The 21,626-nt window shown below is 43.6% G+C and carries 22 protein-coding genes and 1 riboswitch; of the genes, 5 read left to right on the forward strand and 17 right to left on the reverse strand.

Features of this window, described 5'->3' with window-relative positions; genetic code table 11:
• Positions 1-13: 13 nt before the first annotated feature.
• The 3 genes from ACYQ2D_RS11090 (at position 14) to guaA (ending at position 4,405) form a co-directional block, all read left to right on the forward strand.
• On the forward strand, positions 14-1,348 hold the full coding sequence (locus ACYQ2D_RS11090; RefSeq protein WP_187559082.1) for an MATE family efflux transporter: 1,335 nt from the start codon (positions 14-16) through the stop codon (positions 1,346-1,348).
• Positions 1,349-1,512: 164 nt separating this feature from the next.
• Positions 1,513-1,611, forward strand: a riboswitch (NiCo riboswitch).
• Positions 1,612-1,783: 172 nt separating this feature from the next.
• Positions 1,784-2,683 carry a cation diffusion facilitator family transporter gene (locus ACYQ2D_RS11095; protein WP_459785447.1) on the forward strand — a complete coding sequence of 300 codons (900 nt, stop codon included), beginning with the start codon at positions 1,784-1,786 and terminating at the stop codon, positions 2,681-2,683.
• A 177-nt stretch (positions 2,684-2,860) separates the two neighbouring features.
• Positions 2,861-4,405 carry a glutamine-hydrolyzing GMP synthase gene (gene guaA, locus ACYQ2D_RS11100; protein WP_117457387.1) on the forward strand — a complete coding sequence of 515 codons (1,545 nt, stop codon included), beginning with the start codon at positions 2,861-2,863 and terminating at the stop codon, positions 4,403-4,405.
• An 80-nt stretch (positions 4,406-4,485) separates the two neighbouring features.
• On the opposite strand, the gene ACYQ2D_RS11105 is transcribed toward guaA, so the two are convergent.
• The 5 genes from ACYQ2D_RS11105 to ACYQ2D_RS11125 all read right to left on the reverse strand — a co-directional run bounded on the left by ACYQ2D_RS11105 (position 4,486) and on the right by ACYQ2D_RS11125 (position 7,133).
• Entirely contained in the window at positions 4,486-5,670 is a 1,185-nt protein-coding gene (locus tag ACYQ2D_RS11105; protein WP_459785448.1) for a site-specific integrase, read from the reverse strand.
• 36 nt (positions 5,671-5,706) lie between these two features.
• Positions 5,707-5,901, reverse strand: coding sequence for a DUF3173 domain-containing protein (locus tag ACYQ2D_RS11110; RefSeq protein WP_011861908.1), 195 nt, complete (start codon positions 5,899-5,901; stop codon positions 5,707-5,709).
• A gap of 202 nt (positions 5,902-6,103) precedes the next feature.
• Entirely contained in the window at positions 6,104-6,253 is a 150-nt protein-coding gene (locus ACYQ2D_RS11115) for a hypothetical protein (RefSeq protein ID WP_172749838.1), read from the reverse strand.
• 221 nt (positions 6,254-6,474) lie between these two features.
• Positions 6,475-6,714 (reverse strand): helix-turn-helix domain-containing protein, encoded by a 240-nt coding sequence (locus ACYQ2D_RS11120; RefSeq protein ID WP_459785449.1) that lies wholly within the window; start codon positions 6,712-6,714, stop codon positions 6,475-6,477.
• On the reverse strand, positions 6,711-7,133 hold the full coding sequence (locus ACYQ2D_RS11125; protein ID WP_022615780.1) for an RNA polymerase sigma factor: 423 nt from the start codon (positions 7,131-7,133) through the stop codon (positions 6,711-6,713). Before ACYQ2D_RS11125 ends, ACYQ2D_RS11120 begins: the two co-directional genes overlap by 4 nt.
• Before the next feature lie 597 nt (positions 7,134-7,730).
• On the opposite strand from ACYQ2D_RS11125, the gene ACYQ2D_RS11130 reads away from it, so the two are divergent.
• A complete protein-coding gene (locus ACYQ2D_RS11130) occupies positions 7,731-8,087 on the forward strand; it encodes a helix-turn-helix domain-containing protein (RefSeq protein WP_009009558.1) in 357 nt (118 codons plus the stop codon).
• Between the two features lie 32 nt (positions 8,088-8,119).
• Here ACYQ2D_RS11130 and ACYQ2D_RS11135 read toward each other — a convergent pair whose 3' ends face one another.
• Positions 8,120-8,815 carry an Ntn hydrolase family protein gene (locus ACYQ2D_RS11135; protein ID WP_074133958.1) on the reverse strand — a complete coding sequence of 232 codons (696 nt, stop codon included), beginning with the start codon at positions 8,813-8,815 and terminating at the stop codon, positions 8,120-8,122.
• A 179-nt stretch (positions 8,816-8,994) separates the two neighbouring features.
• Here ACYQ2D_RS11135 and ACYQ2D_RS11140 point away from each other — a divergent pair, with 179 nt between their 5' ends.
• Positions 8,995-9,555, forward strand: coding sequence for a TetR/AcrR family transcriptional regulator (locus ACYQ2D_RS11140; protein ID WP_020994406.1), 561 nt, complete (start codon positions 8,995-8,997; stop codon positions 9,553-9,555).
• Between the two features lie 75 nt (positions 9,556-9,630).
• Here the strand turns inward: ACYQ2D_RS11140 and ACYQ2D_RS11145 are convergent, their stop codons facing one another.
• The 11 genes from ACYQ2D_RS11145 to ACYQ2D_RS11195 form a co-directional block, all read right to left on the reverse strand.
• Entirely contained in the window at positions 9,631-10,539 is a 909-nt protein-coding gene (locus ACYQ2D_RS11145) for a conjugal transfer protein (RefSeq protein WP_459785450.1), read from the reverse strand.
• A 16-nt stretch (positions 10,540-10,555) separates the two neighbouring features.
• Positions 10,556-11,560 carry a bifunctional lytic transglycosylase/C40 family peptidase gene (locus ACYQ2D_RS11150; protein WP_459785451.1) on the reverse strand — a complete coding sequence of 335 codons (1,005 nt, stop codon included), beginning with the start codon at positions 11,558-11,560 and terminating at the stop codon, positions 10,556-10,558.
• Positions 11,557-13,926 carry a CD3337/EF1877 family mobilome membrane protein gene (locus ACYQ2D_RS11155; protein ID WP_459785452.1) on the reverse strand — a complete coding sequence of 790 codons (2,370 nt, stop codon included), beginning with the start codon at positions 13,924-13,926 and terminating at the stop codon, positions 11,557-11,559. The genes ACYQ2D_RS11150 and ACYQ2D_RS11155 overlap by 4 nt, the downstream gene beginning before the upstream one ends.
• Positions 13,923-16,376 (reverse strand): conjugal transfer ATPase TcpF, encoded by a 2,454-nt coding sequence (tcpF, locus tag ACYQ2D_RS11160; RefSeq protein ID WP_459785453.1) that lies wholly within the window; start codon positions 16,374-16,376, stop codon positions 13,923-13,925. Before tcpF ends, ACYQ2D_RS11155 begins: the two co-directional genes overlap by 4 nt.
• Positions 16,360-16,752 (reverse strand): conjugal transfer protein, encoded by a 393-nt coding sequence (locus tag ACYQ2D_RS11165; protein ID WP_459785454.1) that lies wholly within the window; start codon positions 16,750-16,752, stop codon positions 16,360-16,362. Before ACYQ2D_RS11165 ends, tcpF begins: the two co-directional genes overlap by 17 nt.
• A 90-nt stretch (positions 16,753-16,842) precedes the next feature.
• Positions 16,843-17,331 carry an antirestriction protein ArdA gene (locus ACYQ2D_RS11170; protein ID WP_165487753.1) on the reverse strand — a complete coding sequence of 163 codons (489 nt, stop codon included), beginning with the start codon at positions 17,329-17,331 and terminating at the stop codon, positions 16,843-16,845.
• Between the two features lie 24 nt (positions 17,332-17,355).
• Positions 17,356-17,850, reverse strand: a complete 495-nt coding sequence (locus ACYQ2D_RS11175; protein ID WP_118731136.1) for an antirestriction protein ArdA — start codon at positions 17,848-17,850, stop codon at positions 17,356-17,358.
• 96 nt (positions 17,851-17,946) lie between these two features.
• Positions 17,947-18,396, reverse strand: coding sequence for a DUF6650 family protein (locus ACYQ2D_RS11180; RefSeq protein WP_173903950.1), 450 nt, complete (start codon positions 18,394-18,396; stop codon positions 17,947-17,949).
• 154 nt (positions 18,397-18,550) lie between these two features.
• Positions 18,551-18,772 carry a hypothetical protein gene (locus ACYQ2D_RS11185; protein WP_002570387.1) on the reverse strand — a complete coding sequence of 74 codons (222 nt, stop codon included), beginning with the start codon at positions 18,770-18,772 and terminating at the stop codon, positions 18,551-18,553.
• 51 nt (positions 18,773-18,823) lie between these two features.
• A complete protein-coding gene (mobT, locus tag ACYQ2D_RS11190) occupies positions 18,824-20,047 on the reverse strand; it encodes a MobT family relaxase (protein ID WP_459786171.1) in 1,224 nt (407 codons plus the stop codon).
• Positions 20,048-20,199: 152 nt separating this feature from the next.
• The gene (locus ACYQ2D_RS11195; RefSeq protein ID WP_459785455.1) at positions 20,200-21,597 is read right to left on the reverse strand and encodes an FtsK/SpoIIIE domain-containing protein; all 1,398 of its coding nucleotides are present in this window, start codon (positions 21,595-21,597) and stop codon (positions 20,200-20,202) included.
• Between the last annotated feature and the right edge of the window lie 29 nt (positions 21,598-21,626).

Raw genomic sequence — 21,626 nt, forward strand, 5'->3', positions numbered from 1 at the left:
TGTGAGTGAAAAAATGAAGCGATTTTTTTCAAATGAGGATTTGAAAAAACTGATTGTACCATTGATTATCGACCAGTTTCTGCAGGCATTTGTAGGACTGGCAGATTCTATTATGGTAGCAAGTGTAGGAGAAGCAGCCGTATCGGGAGTTTCGTTAATTGATACAGTAATGGTTTTAATTATTAATATTTTTACGGCATTAGCTACGGGTGGCGCAGTAATTGCCGGTCAGTTTATTGGAAAACAAAAAGAGGCTGAGGCATGTAAGGCAACGAATCAGCTGTTGTTATTTACGGTGAAAGCATCGGTTGTGGTTATGGCATTGGGATATCTTGGTAGAAATGTAATCCTGCATGGTATTTTTGGTAAAATCGACGCAGATGTTATGTATAACTGTAATATTTACCTTTTAATTGTGTTTGCGTCAATCCCAATGATTGCAGTATATAACGCAGGTGCAGCTATTTTTCGTTCCATGGGAAATTCAACCATTGCCATGATTACTTCATTGATTATGAATGCAGTTAATCTTGGAGGAAATGCAGTTTTAATTTATGGATGCCACAGAGGAATTGAGGGAGTAGCTATTCCAACTTTAGTATCAAGATGTGTAGCGGCAGCGATTATATTGGTTCTGTTAAATAATCAGAGTCGTCAGATTCATATCTTTCATCCATTTTCATTTCATACAGACTGGAATCTTTTGAAAAAGATTTTGTATATTGGGATCCCGAACGGTCTGGAAAACAGTATGTTTCAGCTTGGAAAAATTCTGGTACTCAGCCTGGTGACGAGCTTTGGAACTGCTTCGATTGCAGCAAATGCGGTATCTAATAATATTGCAATGTTTGCGGTACTGCCTGGAATGTCAATTGGATTTGCAATGCTCACGGTATCGGCGCAGTGTGTTGGAGCGGGAGATTTTGAACAGGTAAAATATTATACGAAAAAATTAATGAAGCTGACGTACCTCTGTTTGATTTTAATGAATATTTTGGTGGTGCTTCTGCTTCCATTCATTATAAAAGTTTATGGATTATCAGCGGAAGCCAGTGAATATGCAAGAAGAATTTTGATTTATCATAGCTGCTGTGTTGTAACTATCTGGCCGTTGTCTTTCTCTCTTGCAAATACTTTGCGTGCGGCAGCCGATGTAAAATATACGATGATACTGGCGATTGTCTCCATGTGGACGTTTAGAATTGGATTCAGTTATATTTTAGGCTCGTATTTAAAATGGGGAGTATTTGGAATATGGGTTGCAATGACGATTGACTGGCTGTTTCGGTCTATCTGTTTTACTATCCGTTACCTGGGTGGAAAGTGGAAACATGCTTCCCTTGTATAAAAATGATGTGAGTGCTATCTCAATCTTCGAGTTTGGGGACGATTTTGCAGCTGACTTTGCGTCATAAATGCCTGAATTTTTGAGGTTACATAAAACGAATGTTTCTATTGACTAACAGGTATTTCGTGTCATAGAATAACATAAAATCTTAAAAACGCCGAGGGCGACGTAAAACGAAACAGGCAGGAAAGAGAGAGAAATCTTTACGTGCCGGGTCACAAAAGTGACAGCAGGTGAAAATGAAAAGCATCTGTGGGACAGTAGTTTACTTATTGTTCCACAGGTGCTTTTTTCTTTATTTCATAGGAGCATCCTATGAAACAAAAAATACTCTGCACTAATCCCACTGTGACAGGTTGCGAAGTGACTGCGTTTATGAGTAAGTAGCGAAGTGGATTGCAAATGTCCGCTTTACAGAAGAAGGAGGATATAAAAATGGATGCAGAACAGTTAGAACAGCTTTCAGATGAAAAATCAAAAAAGATAGTGATGAGAGTATCCGGAGTTACAATTGCAGGAAATCTTGTTTTATCATTGCTGAAGTTATTAGCTGGTATTTTGGGACATTCCGGTGCTATGATTTCTGATGCAGTGCATTCTGCTTCAGATGTATTTAGTACAGTTGTGGCAGTGATTGGAATCAACATTTCAAGAAAAAAATCTGACAAAGATCATCAGTATGGTCATGACAGAATGGAATGTGTGGCAGCAATTATTTTGGCAGTGATTCTGTTTGCAACAGGAATTGGAATAGGAATTACTGGTTTAGAACAGATTATAAAAGGAGTGGAAGGAAATAAAGCTCCTGGTTTGGTTGCGCTTGTTGCAGCAGTGGTATCAATTGCAACAAAAGAATGGATGTACTGGTACACAAGAGGAGCTGCGAGGAAAATTAATTCTGGAGCACTTATGGCAGATGCATGGCATCACCGCTCCGATGCATTATCTTCTGTTGGTGCATTTATCGGTATTTTAGGTTCTCGAATGGGATATCCGATTTTAGACCCGATTGCAAGTGTTGTGATTTGTATTTTTATTGGGAAAGCAGCCTACGATATTTTCAAAGATGCCGTGGATAAAATGGTGGATAAATCTTGTGATGAAAAGACAATTCAGAAAATGAGAGAAGTGATTGCAAGTCAGGCCGGAGTGGAAAATATTGATTTGCTCCAGACCAGATTGTTTGGTGCAAAAATTTATGTGGATATCGAAATTGCAGCAGATAAAACACTTTCTCTGGAAAATGCGCATGAAATAGCGCAGAGAGTACATGATGCAGTTGAGAAAAATTTTCCTCTTGTAAAACATTGTATGGTGCATGTGAATCCGATGTAAAAGCAAAGCGGGCTTAGGGATATTGTAAATTAAAGGTGTTTTTTTGAAAGAACTTGTAAAATCCAGTTAGATGGCTTATAATATGAGCACTTAGACAATGCAAAAATTAAAATGCATACTTCTAAAACATGAAAAAGCTGATTAAAAAGATTCAAAAAAGAACAGGAGGAGAGTTTGTTGAAGAGAGAAACCGTAATTGTACTTGATTTTGGTGGTCAGTACAACCAGTTAATTGCAAGACGTGTGCGTGAATGCAACGTATATTGTGAAATTTTTTCTTACAAAACAGATATCGAAAAAATTAAAGAAATGCAGCCGAAGGGAATTATTTTTACCGGAGGACCAAACAGCGTATATTTAGAGGATTCACCAACTTATACAAAAGAAATTTTTGAATTGGGAATTCCTGTACTCGGAATCTGCTATGGTGCGCAGCTGATGATGCACTTATTAGGCGGGAAAGTAGAGACAGCGCCTGTAAGAGAATATGGTAAAATCGAAGTTACGGTTAACCAGTCAACAAAACTCTTTGAAAATGTATCCGAGAAAACAATCTGCTGGATGAGTCACAATGACTATATTGCAGAAGCTGCACCAGGATTTGAAATTATTGCACATACTGATGACTGTCCGGTAGCAGCTGTTCAAAATACAGAGAAGAACCTGTATGCCGTACAGTTCCATCCGGAAGTACTCCATACAAAAGAAGGAAAGACAATGCTTTCTAACTTTGTATACAATGTATGTGAATGTTCTGGTGACTGGAAGATGGATTCTTTCGTAGAAGAAAGTATCAAAGCTATCCGTGAAAAAGTAGGCGATGGAAAAGTACTTTGCGCACTGTCTGGCGGTGTGGACTCTTCTGTAGCAGCAGTTATGTTATCAAAAGCAGTTGGAAATCAGTTAACTTGTGTATTTGTAGATCATGGTCTGCTTCGTAAAAATGAAGGAGATGAAGTAGAAGCTGTATTTGGACCGACAGGACCTTACAACTTAAACTTTATCCGTGTCAATGCTCAGGAACGTTTCTATGGTAAATTAAAAGGTGTAGAAGAACCAGAGAAAAAACGTAAAATCATCGGTGAAGAATTTATTCGTGTATTCGAAGAAGAAGCAAAGAAAATCGGAACTGTTGATTTCTTAGTACAGGGAACAATTTATCCGGATGTAGTAGAAAGTGGTGTAGGTGGCGAATCTACTGTTATTAAATCTCATCACAATGTAGGTGGTCTTCCGGAATATGTAGATTTTAAGGAAATTATTGAACCACTTCGTGACTTATTCAAAGATGAAGTGCGTAAAGCAGGTCTGGAACTTGGTATTCCGGAATATCTTGTATTCCGCCAGCCATTCCCAGGTCCGGGTCTTGGAATTCGTATTATCGGTGAAGTTACCGCTGAGAAAGTGAAAATGGTACAGGATGCAGATGCAATCTGGCGTGAAGAAATCGCAAATGCCGGATTAGATAAAGAAATCGGACAGTATTTTGCAGCGCTTACTAATATGCGTTCTGTAGGTGTTATGGGTGATGAAAGAACTTATGATTACGCAATTGCACTGCGTGCGGTAACAACGACTGATTTCATGACAGCAGAAAGCGCAGAAATTCCGTGGGATGTAATCGGAAAAACAACAAGCAGAATTGTAAATGAAGTAAAACACATCAATCGTGTCATGTATGACTGCACTGGAAAACCACCAGCAACGATTGAGTTTGAATAGTTGGAGCAGAGCTTCAAAGCCTTTATTTTCAAGGGTTTTGAGGCTCTTTCCTTTTAGAATTGCATTTTGATTGCATTTTTTTATTCAACTGCTCTGTGATAGATTGCAGTATGCTGATTGCTGGTGTAATCGGCAATACTGGTTGTTGCTGGAGTATAAGTGAGAACGCCAGTTAATTTTTTGGCAACTTCCACGTTGGTGTTGGGATATAAATGTCCGTAGGTTCCCAAAGTGGTCTGTATCTTTTCATGCCCCAGACGTTCTTTAATCAATAAAGGATTTTCTCCCATACTGATGAGCAGGGAAGCATGGGAATGTCTGAGTGCATGAATTTTGATACGGTGTACCCCTGCCAATCCAGCAAGTTTTTCTAATGCCCGTGGGAGGGTGTGCTTACTGGTGGGAATCCCATTATAGCTTAGTACAAGGTCACAGTCCTTTAAAACCTTTTGCTGTACTTCCTGCCATGCTTTCAATTCTTTAATGGTATCTGTGTCAATATAGATAGTGCGAATACTGGCTTGTGTTTTTGGCTCCACAAATTTGTATTCGTCCATTGTTTTATAGTACAGCGTTTTCGTTATACTTAAAAGTCCGGTTTCAAAGTTGATGTCCGACCATTGCAGGGCTGCGGCTTCTCCGATTCTCATTCCGGTCATAAACAGGAGCCAGTATGAAATGAAAAGGTAATGTTCGTAATAATCGCCCTTGTAGAGTAGGGAAATTACCTTTTGAAATTCATCCAGTGTCCAAAAATCCACTTTTGTTTTCTTGCTCTTGATGTTTCCTATCATCCGTGACGGATTTTTCTTTGCAAGACCGAGAACAACTGCTCTGTCAAAGGCAATAGAGAGCATACCCTGTACAATACGGATATAGTTTGGACTAAATTCTTTTGCGAGTTCAAGTTGCCAGTTCTGGACGTTAATGGGTTCTATCTCATCCACCGTCATTTTGTAAAAGTATGAAAAATGCTTCTGGATGGTAGAACGGCGGTTCAGATAGGTGCTTTCCTTTACCTGTGTTTTATACCAAGGAAGATAAGTTTCCTCAATAAACTGCTGAAAGGATAGCTGCTGTTTCTTTTCTGTCAATTCTTCTGTAGATGTCAGCATAAGTTTTGAATATGCTTCTCTGGCTTCTTTTTTTGTCTTGAATCCACTTTTGTATTTCTGAATCTGTTTTCCGGTAATCGGATGAAAACCTAAGTTGGCTCTAAAATAATAAGTTCCATTTTCTGCTTTCTTAATAGGGTCTTTTGCCATGATTTCACTCCTTACATAAATGTGCAAGAAGTACAATCAGTTTGATTTATCAGTAAAAGTAATCCCTAGCAATTCTTCCACAGCTTCTCTGGGAACCCTGTCCAGTTTGCGTGACTGATAGTAGGTATGCCCTTTTGAAATCATAAGTTTTTTTGCTTCTCTTATGATGTCTGCTGCGAATGAAGTTCCATAACCCAGTTCTATTAAGTCTTTTTTTGTTACTGTAATCATGTTCCTCCTTTCCATAGACCAGATATGGAACCCTCAATATCTGTCTATATTATATCAGATTTTGTGGCAAAAGTAATATTAAGATTGTATTTCCTGCGAATAGTTATTTGATTTTGAATGAAAAACTCTAATTCAAAATGGTATCTAAGCAAACCGAACAGCTTCCGCTAAAGCTCATGGGAATCTCACCCCTGCATGGTTCTCATCCAGCCGTACCCTTTGCCAGCGGTGCTACATCATCACACGGACTAAGGCTGTACGGAAGTATCATTATCACAATAGAAAGGTCATGGCGGCAGCTTTGCGGTAAGCTGCTTATGGAACGCTGGCAGGAATCGCTATCCGGTTTCATCCCTCCTTTGGTGGGTTACGGCGTGCCAGCCCAACGGCTCTCTTTCTATCGAAACGTATTCGGCTGCTTTATGCTGCGTTGATTAGACGCTTTCTTTTTCAAGGAACAATCTGGCTTTGTCAGCCTGTTAAAATGCACTGGTGATAATGCACTTTAATAGGCTGGCAAGCTCTGTCTGGGAAGCATGGGCTTGTCCATGCTTCCACAGGAGAGCGTTATTTTTACTTTGATTCCCTGATTTCAAAGGATAAAATCTTTGCAATCAGACGTGTTTCCATCCGGCGGCGTAGGGTTTCATCTACAACCATGTGAGTGTTCCCATATTCGTCTTTCATGGGACGCATGGAACGGCTGGCAATAAAACCGCTGTAATGGCGTACAATCTGGTTGACTGCTTCAATATCGCCGTCCGCAGCCTTGACAATCACAGGAAACGGAATCATAGGGTGCTTTGCTGTCATGCTTCTTCCTCCATAAATTTTTTGATAAATTCCAGTCCGGCGTGTCTTCTTCTCTGGATGGTAGAACGATTAACTTCCAGAATTTTTGAAATTTCCGTATCGTCAAATCCGAGGAAATAATATCTCAGGATAACGTCACGTTTCTTTCCATCCAGATTTTCTAATGCTTCTGCTAATAGGCTGTTTTCAATGCGGACAGTAAATCCATCCATTTCAAAAGTATGGAAATGGGAGGGATAGGTGTCTTCGGAAGAAAACAGATTGACGGTGTAATCGTCCATATCACAGAACAGGGTTTCCCGTTTACACTGTCTGGACAACGCTTTGAGATAGTCTTTGCGTTCATCCTCCATAGCGACTTTACAGATATAATCAAACTGGTTCTCTATGGTTGTCTGAAATTCAGATGGCTTCATCATTGCTCACCCCCTTTCCAGCCTTGAAAGGGAGCGAGTTGATAGGAATTTCTGCTTCTTTCCCCCTTTTCGCTCTTAGTCCCGACAGGACAGGGGGTGCAGTTGCGTTTTGAGAAGAAAAATTTAAAAACTTTTTCTTCCAACTAAAAAAGCACGCAAACAGACGATATTTCTGCTTGTGTGCTTCGATAGTTCTTACTATGTATTGTGAAAAACCATATTGCAGGTCAGACTTTTCTAGCGTAGGTGGATGGCTTTTTTTAACGGTTTACCGAATGTAGATATATTTAAGAAAATATTTTGCATAGCGGCTTCCTCCTGTAAGCCGCCGGAGCCTAAAAAAAGCTGACTTTAATACAACCTCCATGTGTTCTGGAAAAAAGAAAGACGGCGGCTTTTATTAAACCGTCGTCTGGAAAGGCTTATGTGATTTTGACGCAAGAAAAGTGTACTGCCAAATAACGGTTTTTTTTATTTCCGTTTCAGCAGCATAGTTTTATCTTTGGTACGCATAATAGGAACTGTACAACTGTACAATACGTTTTTCTATACCTGTCACTATTATAACAGGAACAGTAAAATGTACAGAGGTGGTGTATTATGCGTAAAAAAGAAGATAAATATGATTTCAGGGCTTTGGGGCTTGCCATAAAAGAAGCCCGTAAAAAACAGGGTTTGACCCGTGAACAGGTGGGAGCAATGATTGAGATTGACCCACGCTATTTAACCAATATTGAGAACAAAGGGCAGCATCCCAGCTTACAGGTGCTTTACGACCTTGTATCTCTGCTGAATGTATCAGTGGATGAGTTTTTCTTGCCTGCCAGCAGTCAGGTGAAAAGTACCAAACGCAGGCAGTTAGAAAACAAAATAGACAATTTCACAGACGCTGACCTTGTTATTATGGAAAGCGTCGCAGATGGTATTGTCAAATCTAAGGAAGTGGGGGAAATGTAAATCCTCCACTTTTGTTTATAATTGCAGTGATATTAGAATTGATACTCTGCAATATTTTTGAAATCATTGTTCAACACATAATATACCTTATTTTTAGCAACGGAATAAACAAAAGAAACTCTGGTTGCCCAAAGTCCTTCCTGACGTACTGACCTAAGTACATCAAAGGCGTTGGAAATAGAGAAGTTTTCTCCATATCCTTGCAGTAAATCCTTTGCCTTTTCATATCTGTTATCCCCAGATAAAACATATGGATTAGTCAATTCTGGTTTTAGAATGGAGTAATTTGTTATTAAGGAATATTTTTCTTTTTCCAAGCGATACCCAATCCCCGGTTCAATAATGAGAACACGCCCATTTCTATCCGAAAACATAGCCTGCATAGTAGTGTCAGGTGCATAAGTAATTTTCTTTTTTTTCACTATTTCCAATGAATCGTCAAAAGAGAGATTGCCTTTTATAAAGTTTTCTGTCAAATCAGCTATTGTATAGCATGATTCATTACCGCAAAATTGTGCATTGTCATTTCCATGTACATACAACAATGTGCCAACATTCCCATTTCTATTGATTCCGTGAAAAGAGTGGTACTTATTATCGGACATTTTTATCCCTATAAAAAAACGGTCTTTTTCGGTAATTACAGTATGTTCCCATTCAGAAAGGTCAATATCAAAATTGAACCCAACAATGGTTTCTTTTCCATTATACACAAATCTTGTACACATATTTGTATTTCCTTTCGCAAACTAATTTGAATAGTATAAAAACTAACTATATTAGTAATTTTAAATATTATAAGACTGTTTGTCAATACAAGAGTTCATTTTTTCTAACCAAATTATTGACTTCATTAATTTGATTAATTAAAATGAAGTAAATGATGTGTAGAAAGAGGAAAATGAATATGCGAGTTACAAAAGCCGAAGTTATAAAAACTGCTTCTGATATGGCTGATAGAAATGGACTTCATAATGTTTCTTTGAAAGCTATTGCTGAAAATTTAGGGATTCGTACCCCCTCCTTATATAATCATATAGGAAGTTTGGATGAACTTCTTAGGGAGATAGCACATAGTGGTATGCGTACTATGAATGAAAAAATGATTCGTGCAGCAATCGGTAAGACAGGGGATTCAGCGTTAAAATTAGTGGCAGTTGAATATCTTAATTATATGATTGAACATCCCGGTGTTTATGAAATAATTCAATGGGCTAGTTGGAATGGAACAGAGGAAACAGCAATCATTTTTAATGATTATCTATCTTTACTTAAAACACTTATTTGCTCATGTGGCTTTAATCCAGATAAGACCACTGAAATTTTGAACATGGTAACAGGTATGCTTCATGGTTATACAACTTTACAATTAAGATATGCTTTTTCTAATCCTGATAAAGTAAGAAAAGAATTATCCGAAGCAATTGACACACTACTATTGGGAGCTAATCAAAAATATAAAGACTAATGATAAATTTTAAAAAGAAATACTTTATAAGAGAAACGTGCAAATCTCAAATGAGAAATGCACGTTTTTCTATAACTATTTCACAATCTTCCAGTTTTCCCCGTTCTTTTCCAGCACAAGGTCAAACTGCGATACCTGTGTTGTCATGGTCTGGTTATCCAGATATTTCACTGCAAGGGAAGCTGTCACCTGATTTCCGTTTCGATTGTAAACTGGATTCACCAGTTCCGAGAAAATGTATTCTTTCCCCACAGGTTTCAGTACGCCCTCATTCACATAATAGGTCAGCTCCTTTGCGGTTGCCGTAGGGTACAGCTTGAAAAAAGTGGTGAGAAATTCGTTGATTTCCTCTGTGGTGATGGAATCCACCGTACCGTCACTTTGTACCGCTTTGGGAGTGTAACCGGATTTTACGGGAACACTGGTAATGGTTGGATTCTGGATAATCGTCAGGTTTCCAGAGCCGTCCACATAGACGGTCACCTGATAAGCGGAACGGACAGTTTTAACGGATTCTCCCTCTGTGATATGCTGTTCCACCGTATAGGTCACTTGATAATGCTGCTCCTTTTCTTCTGTGATTTCCCATATCTGAAAATCAGTCAGGGCAGACGATACGGGGATGTCCTTTCGGACAGTATCTACATTCAGGGCTTGCAGTTCTCCGGTGAGATACCCTTTTAAAGCATTTGTCCGGTTATCAATGGAAGCGGCAGACTGTTCCCATGAATAGTAGACTTCTGCGAAATTCTCCACAAAGTTTTCTATCTTGTGGGTGTCGAGGATTTTTTCCTCAATCACTTTGGTTTCATGGATAGTATGAATGTCTATCGCCGTGAAATTCTTATAGACGGCAAACAGGAAACTCACTGCCAGCAGCACCCACAGGGCAATCACGGTTTTTTTATGGGTATTGACTTTGTAGACTTTCAGTTTCTTTTCTTTCTGCTTTTTCTGGTTTTCCTCTTTTCTAATCTGAATCATATCGGTTCATCCTTTCTTATTTTTTGATTCGTCCGGCTCCGGCAAGGTGCTGTTGCCAGTAGGAGCCTGTCAGGTCTGCGTAACCAATGGGATTTCCGGCATGGTACATCCGGTTATTTCCCACATATAGCCCCACATGGGTGATGTAGGTTCCAGCGTTGTAGGTGGAGTGGAAAAAGACCAAATCCCCTGCTTTTGCTTCGGACAGGGGGATGTGCTGCGTTACATTGTACTGTTCCTGAGCTGTCCGTGGCAGGGCGATTCCTGCCTTGCCATAGCACCACTGCACCAGTCCCGAACAGTCAAAGGAAGTGGAGGGGGAATCGCCCCCGTACACATACGTCCAGCCCTCATACTTTAAGGCTTCGTCCATGATAGCCTGTACCGTTTCATCATCAAACTGTGCCACGGTCAGGTATTGCGATACCAAGAGGACATAGAACATATTTCCGTAGGAATACCGCCAGCCCCCATTTTTCTCTACGGCAACAGGGTTGGTGTAGGTGACTTTCTTTCCGCCGGATTTGTCCCTTGCGAAGCTCTCTGCCAGTTCAAAGGTGTATTTTTTTCTGTGTCCTGCCACATAGTCTAGGAAACCGCCGCCGTAATTATAGGATTGAATCACACTGTTTAAGTCACAGCCCTTTGTTTCTGCCGCTGCGAGCAGTTCCGAGAAATACTTGCAGCCCTGTTTGATGGATTTCTCTGTACTAAGGGAGTTCGGGGGAAGCCCCAGAGATTCCGAGGACTGCATAACGTCTTCCAGTGTGCCGCCGGATTCCACCTGAATGATGGCGAGCAGCACATTTAAGTATTCCTCTATGCCATATTCCCTTGCATACTTTTCCAGCATAGGTTTATGGGCGAGGACTTCCTGTGATACGCTCACGCCCCCATAGATAAGGTTTCCGCCGCTTCCTCCGTCTTCCTCATCCGAGAAGACAATCACCACTAAAAGGAGCAGGGAGAACATCATCACGAACACGCCGGAACAGGCAAAGAAAAGATGTCTTAATTTCATGGTTTCTCCCCTTTCTTTTGTTTGGCAGCCGCTTTTACCGTTTTTGTCCACTCCTTTCTGGCGGTGGTACGCCGGATGGTAAAGTTTGATTCTTTTACCGCAGGGGTAGCCTGTTTTCTTTCCGGTATCACAGGAGCCGTATCATTCTTGACAGGTCTTGCCGGACGGGGAGCAGCCGGTGTGATAGTGGGAGCCGCCTTTTGTCTTTCATCCGACTGGGATAGGGAAGCAGATGGGACTATCTGGCGTTCTGTCCTTACAGGCGGTGTTTGTTCATGGTGGATGGAAGCCGCTTTTACCACCGGAACCGAAGCCCGTTCCGCCACAGTTCCCCCATCAGGAACCTGTCCCCGTTCCCTGATGGATGGGGAAGCAGGCTGCATGGCTGGTTTTCCTGCATGATGTCGGAAATCTTCTGGCTGCTTTTCAGTAACAGGGCGTTCATGGACAGGAGCCGCCCCTTTGGGGGCTTCGGAAGCTCTTTGTTGCGGCTGTTTTGCCTGTTCCAGTTCCGTCCTGCGTTCTGCAATGGTCTGTCTGCGGCTTTCTGCCTGTGCGTTTCGCTGTTCGGCTCTGGCAGTTCGGGTCTGGGTCACGCTGGAAGTAAAATCCCGTACTCCCTCTGATACCTGCGTTTTCCCGTGGTAAAGGGCGTACTTTGCATTGACGGGCAAATCCTTTGCCTGCTCCCGAAGCTGTCCGGCAGTATCAAATATTTTATCTTTGGTATCTGCCACCGCACCCACAGCAGAACCAGCCCGTTTCCATGCGGATTCTTTTTCCGGTGCTGCCTGTCCGTTTGGTCTGCTGTGGTCTGCCTGTGTGCGTTTGGAAGAACCGGATTCAGGGGCGGGCGTACCGGAGGTTTTCCCTGCATGGTAAGCAGCCGTTCCAGCCCCAAGAGCCGCCACAGAACGTCCTAACTTATGCTGTAAACGGTGCATATGGGCGTATATGAGCATGCGGGGTCTTCGCATGATACGGCTTCCCATACTTTGAGAATCGCCGCTCTGTAAGGAGAACATCCCCATTAAATCTCCCAGCTTGAAATAGATTCCGGCAAAAGTCACTATCTGCAAGAACGCCGTCAGGAAGAACGGATATTCCCCAGACAGGTTGTAGAGCATGGTGGAAATGCTGAACGCTACCGTGATAATCAGAGTGATTCCGGCTCTGGTAAGGATGGTGTTGAACAGTTTCGTAATGGCACGCTTTGACATTCCCTCAAAAGAGGGAACCATGCTAAGGAGGAAGCTCACAGGCAGGAACATGGCGTAAATGATAAAAAGCACCTGTGAGAAAATCATTATCCCCGTGAGCAGGAATACAAAAATGGAGATACCGATATTGAACATGAACAGGAAGAAGACGGTTCCCAATCGGTTGATGGTCTTTGTGATGGTAAGGTTCGTATTTTCCCTGTCTTCGATTTCCTCCACTACGATTTCTTCCCTGTCCTGCCCGTTGTTTTCGTCTGGACTGGTTGAGAGCAGGCTTTCCACACGGTCAGCCCCAATGCTTTCCACATCCGAGTTGCCATATTGCAGCAGGAGCCACGGCTGCTTGACCTGAATGGAAAACAGGCTGTCCCGTATCAAATCCACACTGTCTTTTCCCTGACTTTCCGAGTTTGGTAGCACAATCTTTGTACCAAGGGTCAGGCTGGCATTGCTGATGTCTGCGGAAAATTCATTGATTTTCCCGATATAATCAGGAGCATAAGCGATAAAGGCAGCGGACAGCACGAACACCACCACGAAATTCACAATGGCATGGATGGCTTTTGTGGTTTCCCGTTTGATAAGCCCTGTGTAGGCAACGTAAAGTCCCACCACCAGAATGAGAATCAGCAGGAACCCGATATAAAATCCCTCCGAGGACAAGCCGCCCGTGGTAACGCCTGCCAAAGTCTGCATATTTTTCCCAATGGAATCCGCCGTAGAGGAAATGAAGTCCAGTGAGTAGGCTTCCTGAATCAGATACCCTGTAGCGTTGGAAAGGTACAGGCTGATTGTCCAAATAAAATTTGTGATGGCATACAGCCCGTACATCACCTGTTTTCCGATACCGTCCAGCCAGTTCCACGGGAGCCAGTCCCATCCGCTGTCTACATAAAAATCAAGCTGGTAGTTGTCCAGAGGGTATTTGCTGTATTCGTTGGCAGCGTCCACCGTATCATCCACCAGTCCGGCAGCGTGGGCGGCTGTGCCGAAGACTGCCAGCAGCAGGAAGATGAGCAGGAGTGCCAGAAGCACCCTGCCAATCACTTTTCCTGCCATGCTCCCGATTTTTTTCAGGGAGGTTTTTCCCTTTATCCGGCAAGGGACAAGGGCTGTCCCCTGCTGGATGGGCTTTCTTATCTTCATTCCTCCACCTCTTTTCTAACAGGCGGTCTGGTGTCAAAGGCATGGAACAGGTCTTCAAAGATAGGGTGGAACTGTATCACCCCCACACGCCCGTACAAATCACTGATAAGGCACTGTCCGTTTTCCAAGTCACGGAGCCGCTTCTGGTTGTTTTCATCTTCGGAATCCACTCCGAAAAAGGCGAGGGTCTTTTTGATTTCGTTGATGTCCGTGGAACGGAACGCAAACTTCAAGCCCAGATTGTTTTTCAGTTTTTCATCCAGCAAATCGTCCGTGTTCTGGGTGACAAAATAAACGCCTGCGTTCATGGCACGTCCGGCACGAACCAGCTTCATGGAAAGGGTCTTGCCCTGTGCCACCTGTAAGAAGCTCCATGCTTCATCCAAATCCACAATCTTAAACACGCTGCGGTCGGTGTGGATGAAGTCGAGGGCAAAGGTGCTGATTACAATGAGCATTGCCACGGAAAGCAGCTCCATTGTGGTGTATTCTTCAAATGAGGTTTCCTTATCCGGCAGCACCAAATCCGCTACCTGAATGATGTTGAGCTGCTTTTCAAGGCTGATGGACTGTGTGACATCCCCATCCGAAAAGAGCAGGTGTGCAAAGTCATAGTCCGTAAAGGATTCGATATGGTCGGCTATGCTGGTGCTGATGGTGGTTCCCTCTGCCCGTAGTTCCTCAATCACTTTGAAAAGCCCCCGTTCTTCACTGTTTGTCACCGCACGGATGGCTTTTCGAAGAACAGGGAACTTCTCCCCGTCACGGCTGGAAATGCCGGTTAAAAAGGTCAGGATGTCGATTGCCAGTGATTCAGAATCCTTTGGATTCTCCATAATCACATACGGGTCAAGTAAGCCCCTGTTCTGTTCCTCCGAGGTCAGGTTTACGATATTGATTTCATGGGCGATTTCCGGCAGGGTTTCTTTCCAGCGTCCCCGTTCCGCTTTCGGGTCAACAATGAGTGCCTGTGCCCCAAATAAAACGGAATAATAAACAATCATGTTGTTGCTGAATGATTTTCCACCGCCGAGGGAGCCGACAAAAGCGGCAGCAAGGGCGTTGGTGACGGAACCTTTCACTCCTTGACTGGCAAGGGCAGGCTTTAAGTACACGTTTCTTCCTGTATCAAGGCTGTACCCGATATAAATGCCCTCCGTTTCCCCCAACATCTGGGTTGCCCCGAAGCCAAGACCAGCGAGGAAGTGGCTGGTGACATACTGGATGTAATCGTTCAGATACCGTTTGCTGGCAGGGAGAAATTCCCCATGCAGCCCCAGCATATCCCCAAAGGGACGAACCAGCTTCACATTCAAATCGTCATAAAAATCTTTCACCTCATTGCAGCGGCGTTTCAGTTCTTCCAAGTCGGGAGCCGTCACACGCACCACATAGGACAGCTTATACATGGATTCCTTGCTCTGGTCTAAGGTGGATTCCAGCTCATTCACGCTGTCTAAAGCATCCACCACGTTTGTACTGGTTTCGCTGTCATTCTGCCATGCGTGGTTGTCCAAATCTTTCAGCTCTTTTTTCTTGTTCCGTACCGTGGAGAGGGCTTTCCGGTTTGTGACAATCTCCACATTCATAGAGGTATCAATAGGAAAAGTAAATTGCTGCTGCTGATAGTAAAAGATTTCCGAGGATGGGAAGTCCAGTTCCCCCACAATGCTGTTGATGGTAAAGTAGGCGGCATAAACTGTCCCGTCTTCCTGTTCGATTTTCAGATACCGCTGGTTTTCCTCTATCAGACAACGGGTGGGTTTGATGAGGTCATAGTATTTCACCAGCGTTTCCTCCTGAAAGCGTTTCTTTGGCAGGTAATACTCATAGTCTTCGTAGGCAGTTCCGGTCTGCCCGTATAAATGCTCAATCAGGTAGCCAAAATCGTCCTTGTCAAGCCGCCGGACTTTAAAGCGGCGTGAGATTTTATTTTCCAACAGTTTTTCCATCTTCTGAAACCGCCAGATTTCCTCATTGCTCATGGAAACAAAATCCCCCATGAGTTTGTGGTTAACTTCATGGAGAAAATCGGAAACGGCGGTCTTTGCTTCCCTGCGAAATTGCTTCATGGTGACTTCCTGCTCATTGACAAGCAGCTTGAAGCCGATAAAAAAGCGGTAGTCCACCTGATTTTCCCCTATCATGGAAATCAGGGCTTCGGTCTGTGCGTCAATCTTTGCACAGGCAACGTCCTTTAACCTGCCTGTCACTTCCTGTTTGGAGCGTTCCTGTGCCGCCCGTATGCTGGATTCCGTGCTGATTTGCAGGGCGTGAATCTTCCCGTCCCTGTTCTGGGCGATAAGCTGCCGGAAGGAATCGTGTACCTGATATTTCTGTTCGGGGCTTAAAAAGGAATAGTTGTAGGGAAGCAGCTCATAGTAAGCGAAGCACTCCCCGTCATGGTTGAACACAAGGTTATTTTCGATATACTTAATCGGATATGCCATAAATATCACTCCTTACTGCCGTGATGGGCTGTGCCGGATATTCCTTTTCCAGCTTCACGGGCTTTCCTGCATAGGTCAGTTTCGGGCGTACCAGATATGCCAGTACGGATTTCAGGAAGCCGTAAGGCTTCTTCCCGTCAAAGGCCTTCTGGCACATGAACCAAGTGAGGGCAAAGGGTACGCCGAAATATTTCAAAAATGCCCCGTCAATGAACGAAAGGGGAGGGAGGTTCCCCAAGAGCATAACTGCAAACACCGATACCACGAACCACGCCATCTGTGTGAACGTGATGGGGAATGGCAGCTTAAAATCATTGATGGAATAGAGTACCTTTTCCACCGACCAGATACTGGTATAGCTTCGTATTTTTTTCATGTTGTCTGTCCTTTCTAAAAGATGGGGCAGCAAAAGCCGCCCCTGAATAAAAAAATCCGCCTGTATTTCCTGAAAGAGATACAGACGGGGCTACCGTAAGATTTCATATACGCCGTGGTTCGTGATAACAAAGGTTCCCTCCAATTCCATGTCACGCCCATAGGCTGCATAGTCTATATAGTTTTGTAAGTGTGCCGGAAGTTCGCCAAGCTGTCCGCTTTCTTCCAGATAGTAGCGAGCCACATCCGCCATATCATCACAGCCGGAATGGCAGATAATATCATCTTCATGCTCACAGAGTTCTTCGATACTGCCAAAGTAGGATTGCAGCTCTGATAGTTCCTCCTGAATGTATTCCGGTAAGTCCTCCACCATTTCACACAGGCGGTTGATTTCCTCAATGGGGGTATATTCGTCAATCTCAAAGGGCAGCTCATAGTCATGGATGGCGTATTCCTCATATTCATCATTCAAACCGATACGTTCTTTGACTTCCTCAAAGTCTACAGGCGGCGTGAACCATGCCCCTACCAGTTCGCCCTCATTGTATTTGCCTAAGTTGGCAATGTAAATCCGCATTTCTTCCAAGTTACTCACCTCCTTTTAGCGGTAATAAAAGATACCATTGTCCGTAAACAGGTAGTTTTCGCTGGTTTCCAGTTCCCGACCAATGGAAGCGTAGTCGATATGGTTCAACAGGTCTGGATGCACTTCTCCAAATAGCTGTACCTCCTGCACCAGATAACGGGCGAGGGATTCTCCGTCCTGCACCGGATAGCAGTGTATCTGGTCTTTGTGGTCGATAAATTCCGTAAAGCTGGGAAACCACCGCTTTTGTACCACATCCATTTCATAATAGAGGGGCGTTCCCTGCATTTCCTGTATCATCCGGCAAAGGGCGTTGATTTCCCAGAGCCTTGTGTTTCCCTCCAATGGAAACGGCAGCTCATAGTCTTCAATTTCGATTTCTTCCTCACTCTGAACTCCAAGACGTTCCCTGATTTCTTCAAAATCCACAGGACAGGAAAACCATGCCCCAGGATATTCCTCAAAATCTTCATGGTAAAACCTTGTGGTGTTCAGGATGTAGATTTTCATTTCTTCAATCGGTATCACGTCCTTTCTGATTTAAGGTATATAAAAAACAGCTAATTCAAATAAGAATGAGCTGTTTCAAATATATCCACTATAAAATCACCATTTTTCAGGTATTGTAAAAGTTACAACCACATTAGTTTCTTTTGACAGATTTTCAATGGATTTCTTAAATCCGCTTCGAAACTGTTTCATAGCTGAATCAAAATTCAAATCAGCCCATCTATCATTTTCTTTGTAGATAATGTGTGGCAGATTGAGTTTATTCAAATTATCCAGATATTTATTACATATTTGTATCAGTTGACGTAGTTCTTTTTTTACATTAGAGCTAAAATCAAAGTCTTTGGCTATATTAACTAATTCAGCTTTTATTTCCAATACTGAATGTACGCATTGGTCTGGTAATTCCATTTCAATCGGATTTGTCAATATGCGTTTTGACTCTAAATAAAAAAACAAATATTCAATTCTATCTTTTTCAGTTGTGTACTGTTCCCAAGATATGCCACCAAAAGGAACACTTATACTATTTATTCTATATTTCAATGTGATTACCTCTTTCTAAATTTTTTGAAATTATAACACATTTAAAATATAGATACAATTTGTTTTTGGGGAGTTACGCTCCCCAAGCCCCTAGTGGACTTCCGCCATGAAGCAATCAGAGCTTGCTCCATAACGGAAGTGTAAAATGGGTTCCCTATGCACCGATAATCTTATTGAACAGTTCCAGTAAGATGTCCTTTACACCGTCTGCATTGAAGACCAGACCGACCGCTACAAGGGACACCACCAGAAAGCCGATAAGTTTGGAAAATTCCCTCTTAAATCCAAGGTACAGCCCAATCACCACGATTGCCAGCAGTACAAGGGACTGGGCGTTGGATAAAAACCAGTTGTAAAGATTCTGTCCGAAATTCATAAAAGCTCCTTTCTTTGCTGTAAGAGTTCTTAGGTTCTAAAATTGCCGCCGTTAAAGCACCACCTCCTTTGCAGCGGCAGCTTGCTGCTTCAGGATTTTTTCGTGCTTTTCCGTCAGCCTTGCATGGGTGATGATGTCATGGACAATCTGGGTGTGGTTCATCTTATCCAGACGGAGAGCCAGTTTTAACGTGGGGGCTACCTGATGGGAGAGCCAGTGCAGGGTGCGTTCAAAGGAATACGGTTCCGGTTTGGTTGTCAGTTTCAGGCTTCCCCTGTGTTCCCCCATAAACCACGCCCATTCCTCATTGATACGCCAGTCAGAACGGGGCTTTGTATCGTCCCTGTCCACGAACCGAATATAGCGGTTGATGATTTGAAAGGCTGTCCGTTCTGGATTGTCATGTTCTAACAGGTCACGGATGGCGTAAAAGGCACGCTCATTTTTCAGCCGGATTTCAAAACGATTCTTTACCTCTGCGTCCGCAATGGGAATATCATGCTTTTTGTACTGCTCATAGTCTTTTTCGTAAATGCAGAAGTACACCTCACTCTGGAGGGAGCCGATATACAGGGTGTTCCCCATACATTCTTTTTCCTCACGCCGTACCAGTTCACCGCTGCGGTAGCTTTTGAAGCTGCGGAAGACCGAGATACATTCCTCATTCCGGCACTTCTCTGTCAGATGGGGAATGTTCAGGATTCCCGTTTTATCATTGATGGCAAGGTCAAGCCGCTTCATCACGCCGTCCTCCATGAGAACATCCATAAAAAATTCATACCAGCTCCGTTCCTGTGCCAGAAGATAGCTTTCAAACTGGCGGCAGCCACGCCCTTTCAGTTCCAGCAGCACCCCTTTTTCCAGTTCCGGCGATACCAGAACGAAAATATCACCCAGATAGTAATGCTCCGTGTACGAGTAGAAGCCGTAGTCTTCATGGATAAAGTAGGGCAGCTTTAGCCGCAGCACATCTTCCACGATATGCTTCACATCCGTAGTGGGGAAGCGAATCCGCACATAGTCAAAGAGCATTTCAAGGGGAGCGTCTGGATTGAAGCGTTCCAGAGCTTCCGTGATGGCTTCCTGTAATGCTTCGGATGGATGAGCCTTGCCCGTTTCAATATCGCTCAGATACGGACGGGTAATTCCGGCAGCTAACGCAAGTTTTTGTTGTGAGATACCGTAAACTTCCCGTTTCTCTTTGATGTCCCGTACCCATGTTTCTTCATTCAGTGAAAATCCCTCCTGTCTAAAAAAGCGTATGTCAACTTTCAGAGCTTTGTTGACATACGCCGGATATGGGGAAAATCCCTTGTGTACCGTGGGATTCTGCCCTGTTGTTTGGTTGTTGCCTGTCGATTTGTACCCCTCTGTTAGATACGAGGGGTTCCTGCTGGCGTGCCTTGCGGCACACCAGCCACAGCAGGTTAGTCCGTTTCTGCGGCTTTCGCTTCGCACGCCGCCTGCACTTCCTGCCTGCTGTCTATCAGTTTTTTTATTTCTTTGAGGAAATCGTGTCCTTTTGGCACAAGGGGCGTGTAAAATTCCGAGATAACGCTGGTTCCTACGTCCACATAGCCACGCCCTTTTATCTGCTTTAGGAAGAAATCCTTTGTGGTTTCCCCGAACATCATCCCATAGCCCATTTCCGACATCCGCCCCAGAGCCACACGGAAATTGAACTGGTCACGGATTCCGTCCCCCAGATACTTTGCGTCCGGACGCTGGCAGGCGAGAATCAGGAAGAAACCAGCCTGCCGCCCAAGCATAACGATTTGTTTTAACTTGTTGAGAACGGCGGCGTTTTCCTTTGTGCCGAGCATTTCCATAAATGCCACATATTCATCAAAGATAAGGAAATTTGCCGGAAGCCCCAAGTAAGCGTAGTTTTCCCCTGTCCGGTAATTCTCCATGAGCTTCATGTCTTCACTGCGTTTCATCATTTCTTCATAGAAACGGTCAATGCAGGAAAGCATATCTTCCTTTTTGTAGTACACATCCGGCATAACCGCCTGTAAATCCGCAAGGTCGGCGTTTTTGGGGTCTAACACGAACAAGATGGCGTTGGTGCGGAGCAGGGCTTCAATAAGGGTTAGGATAAAGTAGGTCTTTCCGCCGCCGGTTCCTCCGGCAATGAGCATATGGGGGAGTTTGTCATACTCCCACCAGACATTTTCCATGAGCCGGAGCCTGCCGTCTTTTGCCTGTACATCCTCAATGGAGATACGGTTGGCAATGGTATCATAGAGCAGGGTGTACTCCACGTAGGAATCCTTTAATTCCTTATCCGTCAGCTCACAGTACAAGCCGCTTTCCAGCTTTTTCTCCAAGTTTAAGAGCTGTTCCTGATATTTCCCTAAGGTGATTTCTACACGGATATGGAGTAAGCCTTGTTTCATCCGGTAGTAGATTTTGGGAAAGTAAGTAATGGTTTCTTTGGAACGGCTGGAAGACAAGTCCTTGAAAAAAGTGTCCTCCTTTCTCTGCTCCGATTCATACCACTTATTTTCCAACACCATCCTTGCCAGCTTTTGGCGGTGGATGAGCTGCTTTACTTCGTCCCTGCGGTATTGCCAGAACAGAAGAATTACTGCAAGACACACCAGCCCTGCCACGCCCATGCTGAATAATAGGTAAGGGATATTTACATTCTGTACTATCTGGGAGAGGGACACTTCCTGCCAGTTGATTCCGGCAATCTGCCGGATATGAAACAGCAGGACAACCAGCAGGAAGACAGGGAACAGGGCGGAAAGGGCAGTATGGAACACAAGGTCTTTATCCGTGGGGCGGATACGTTTTCCATGGGGGAAAAGCTGCTTCATGGGAATCATCCTCCTTTCATTTTCTTTTT

The sequence above is a fragment of the Blautia stercoris genome (assembly GCF_054657695.1).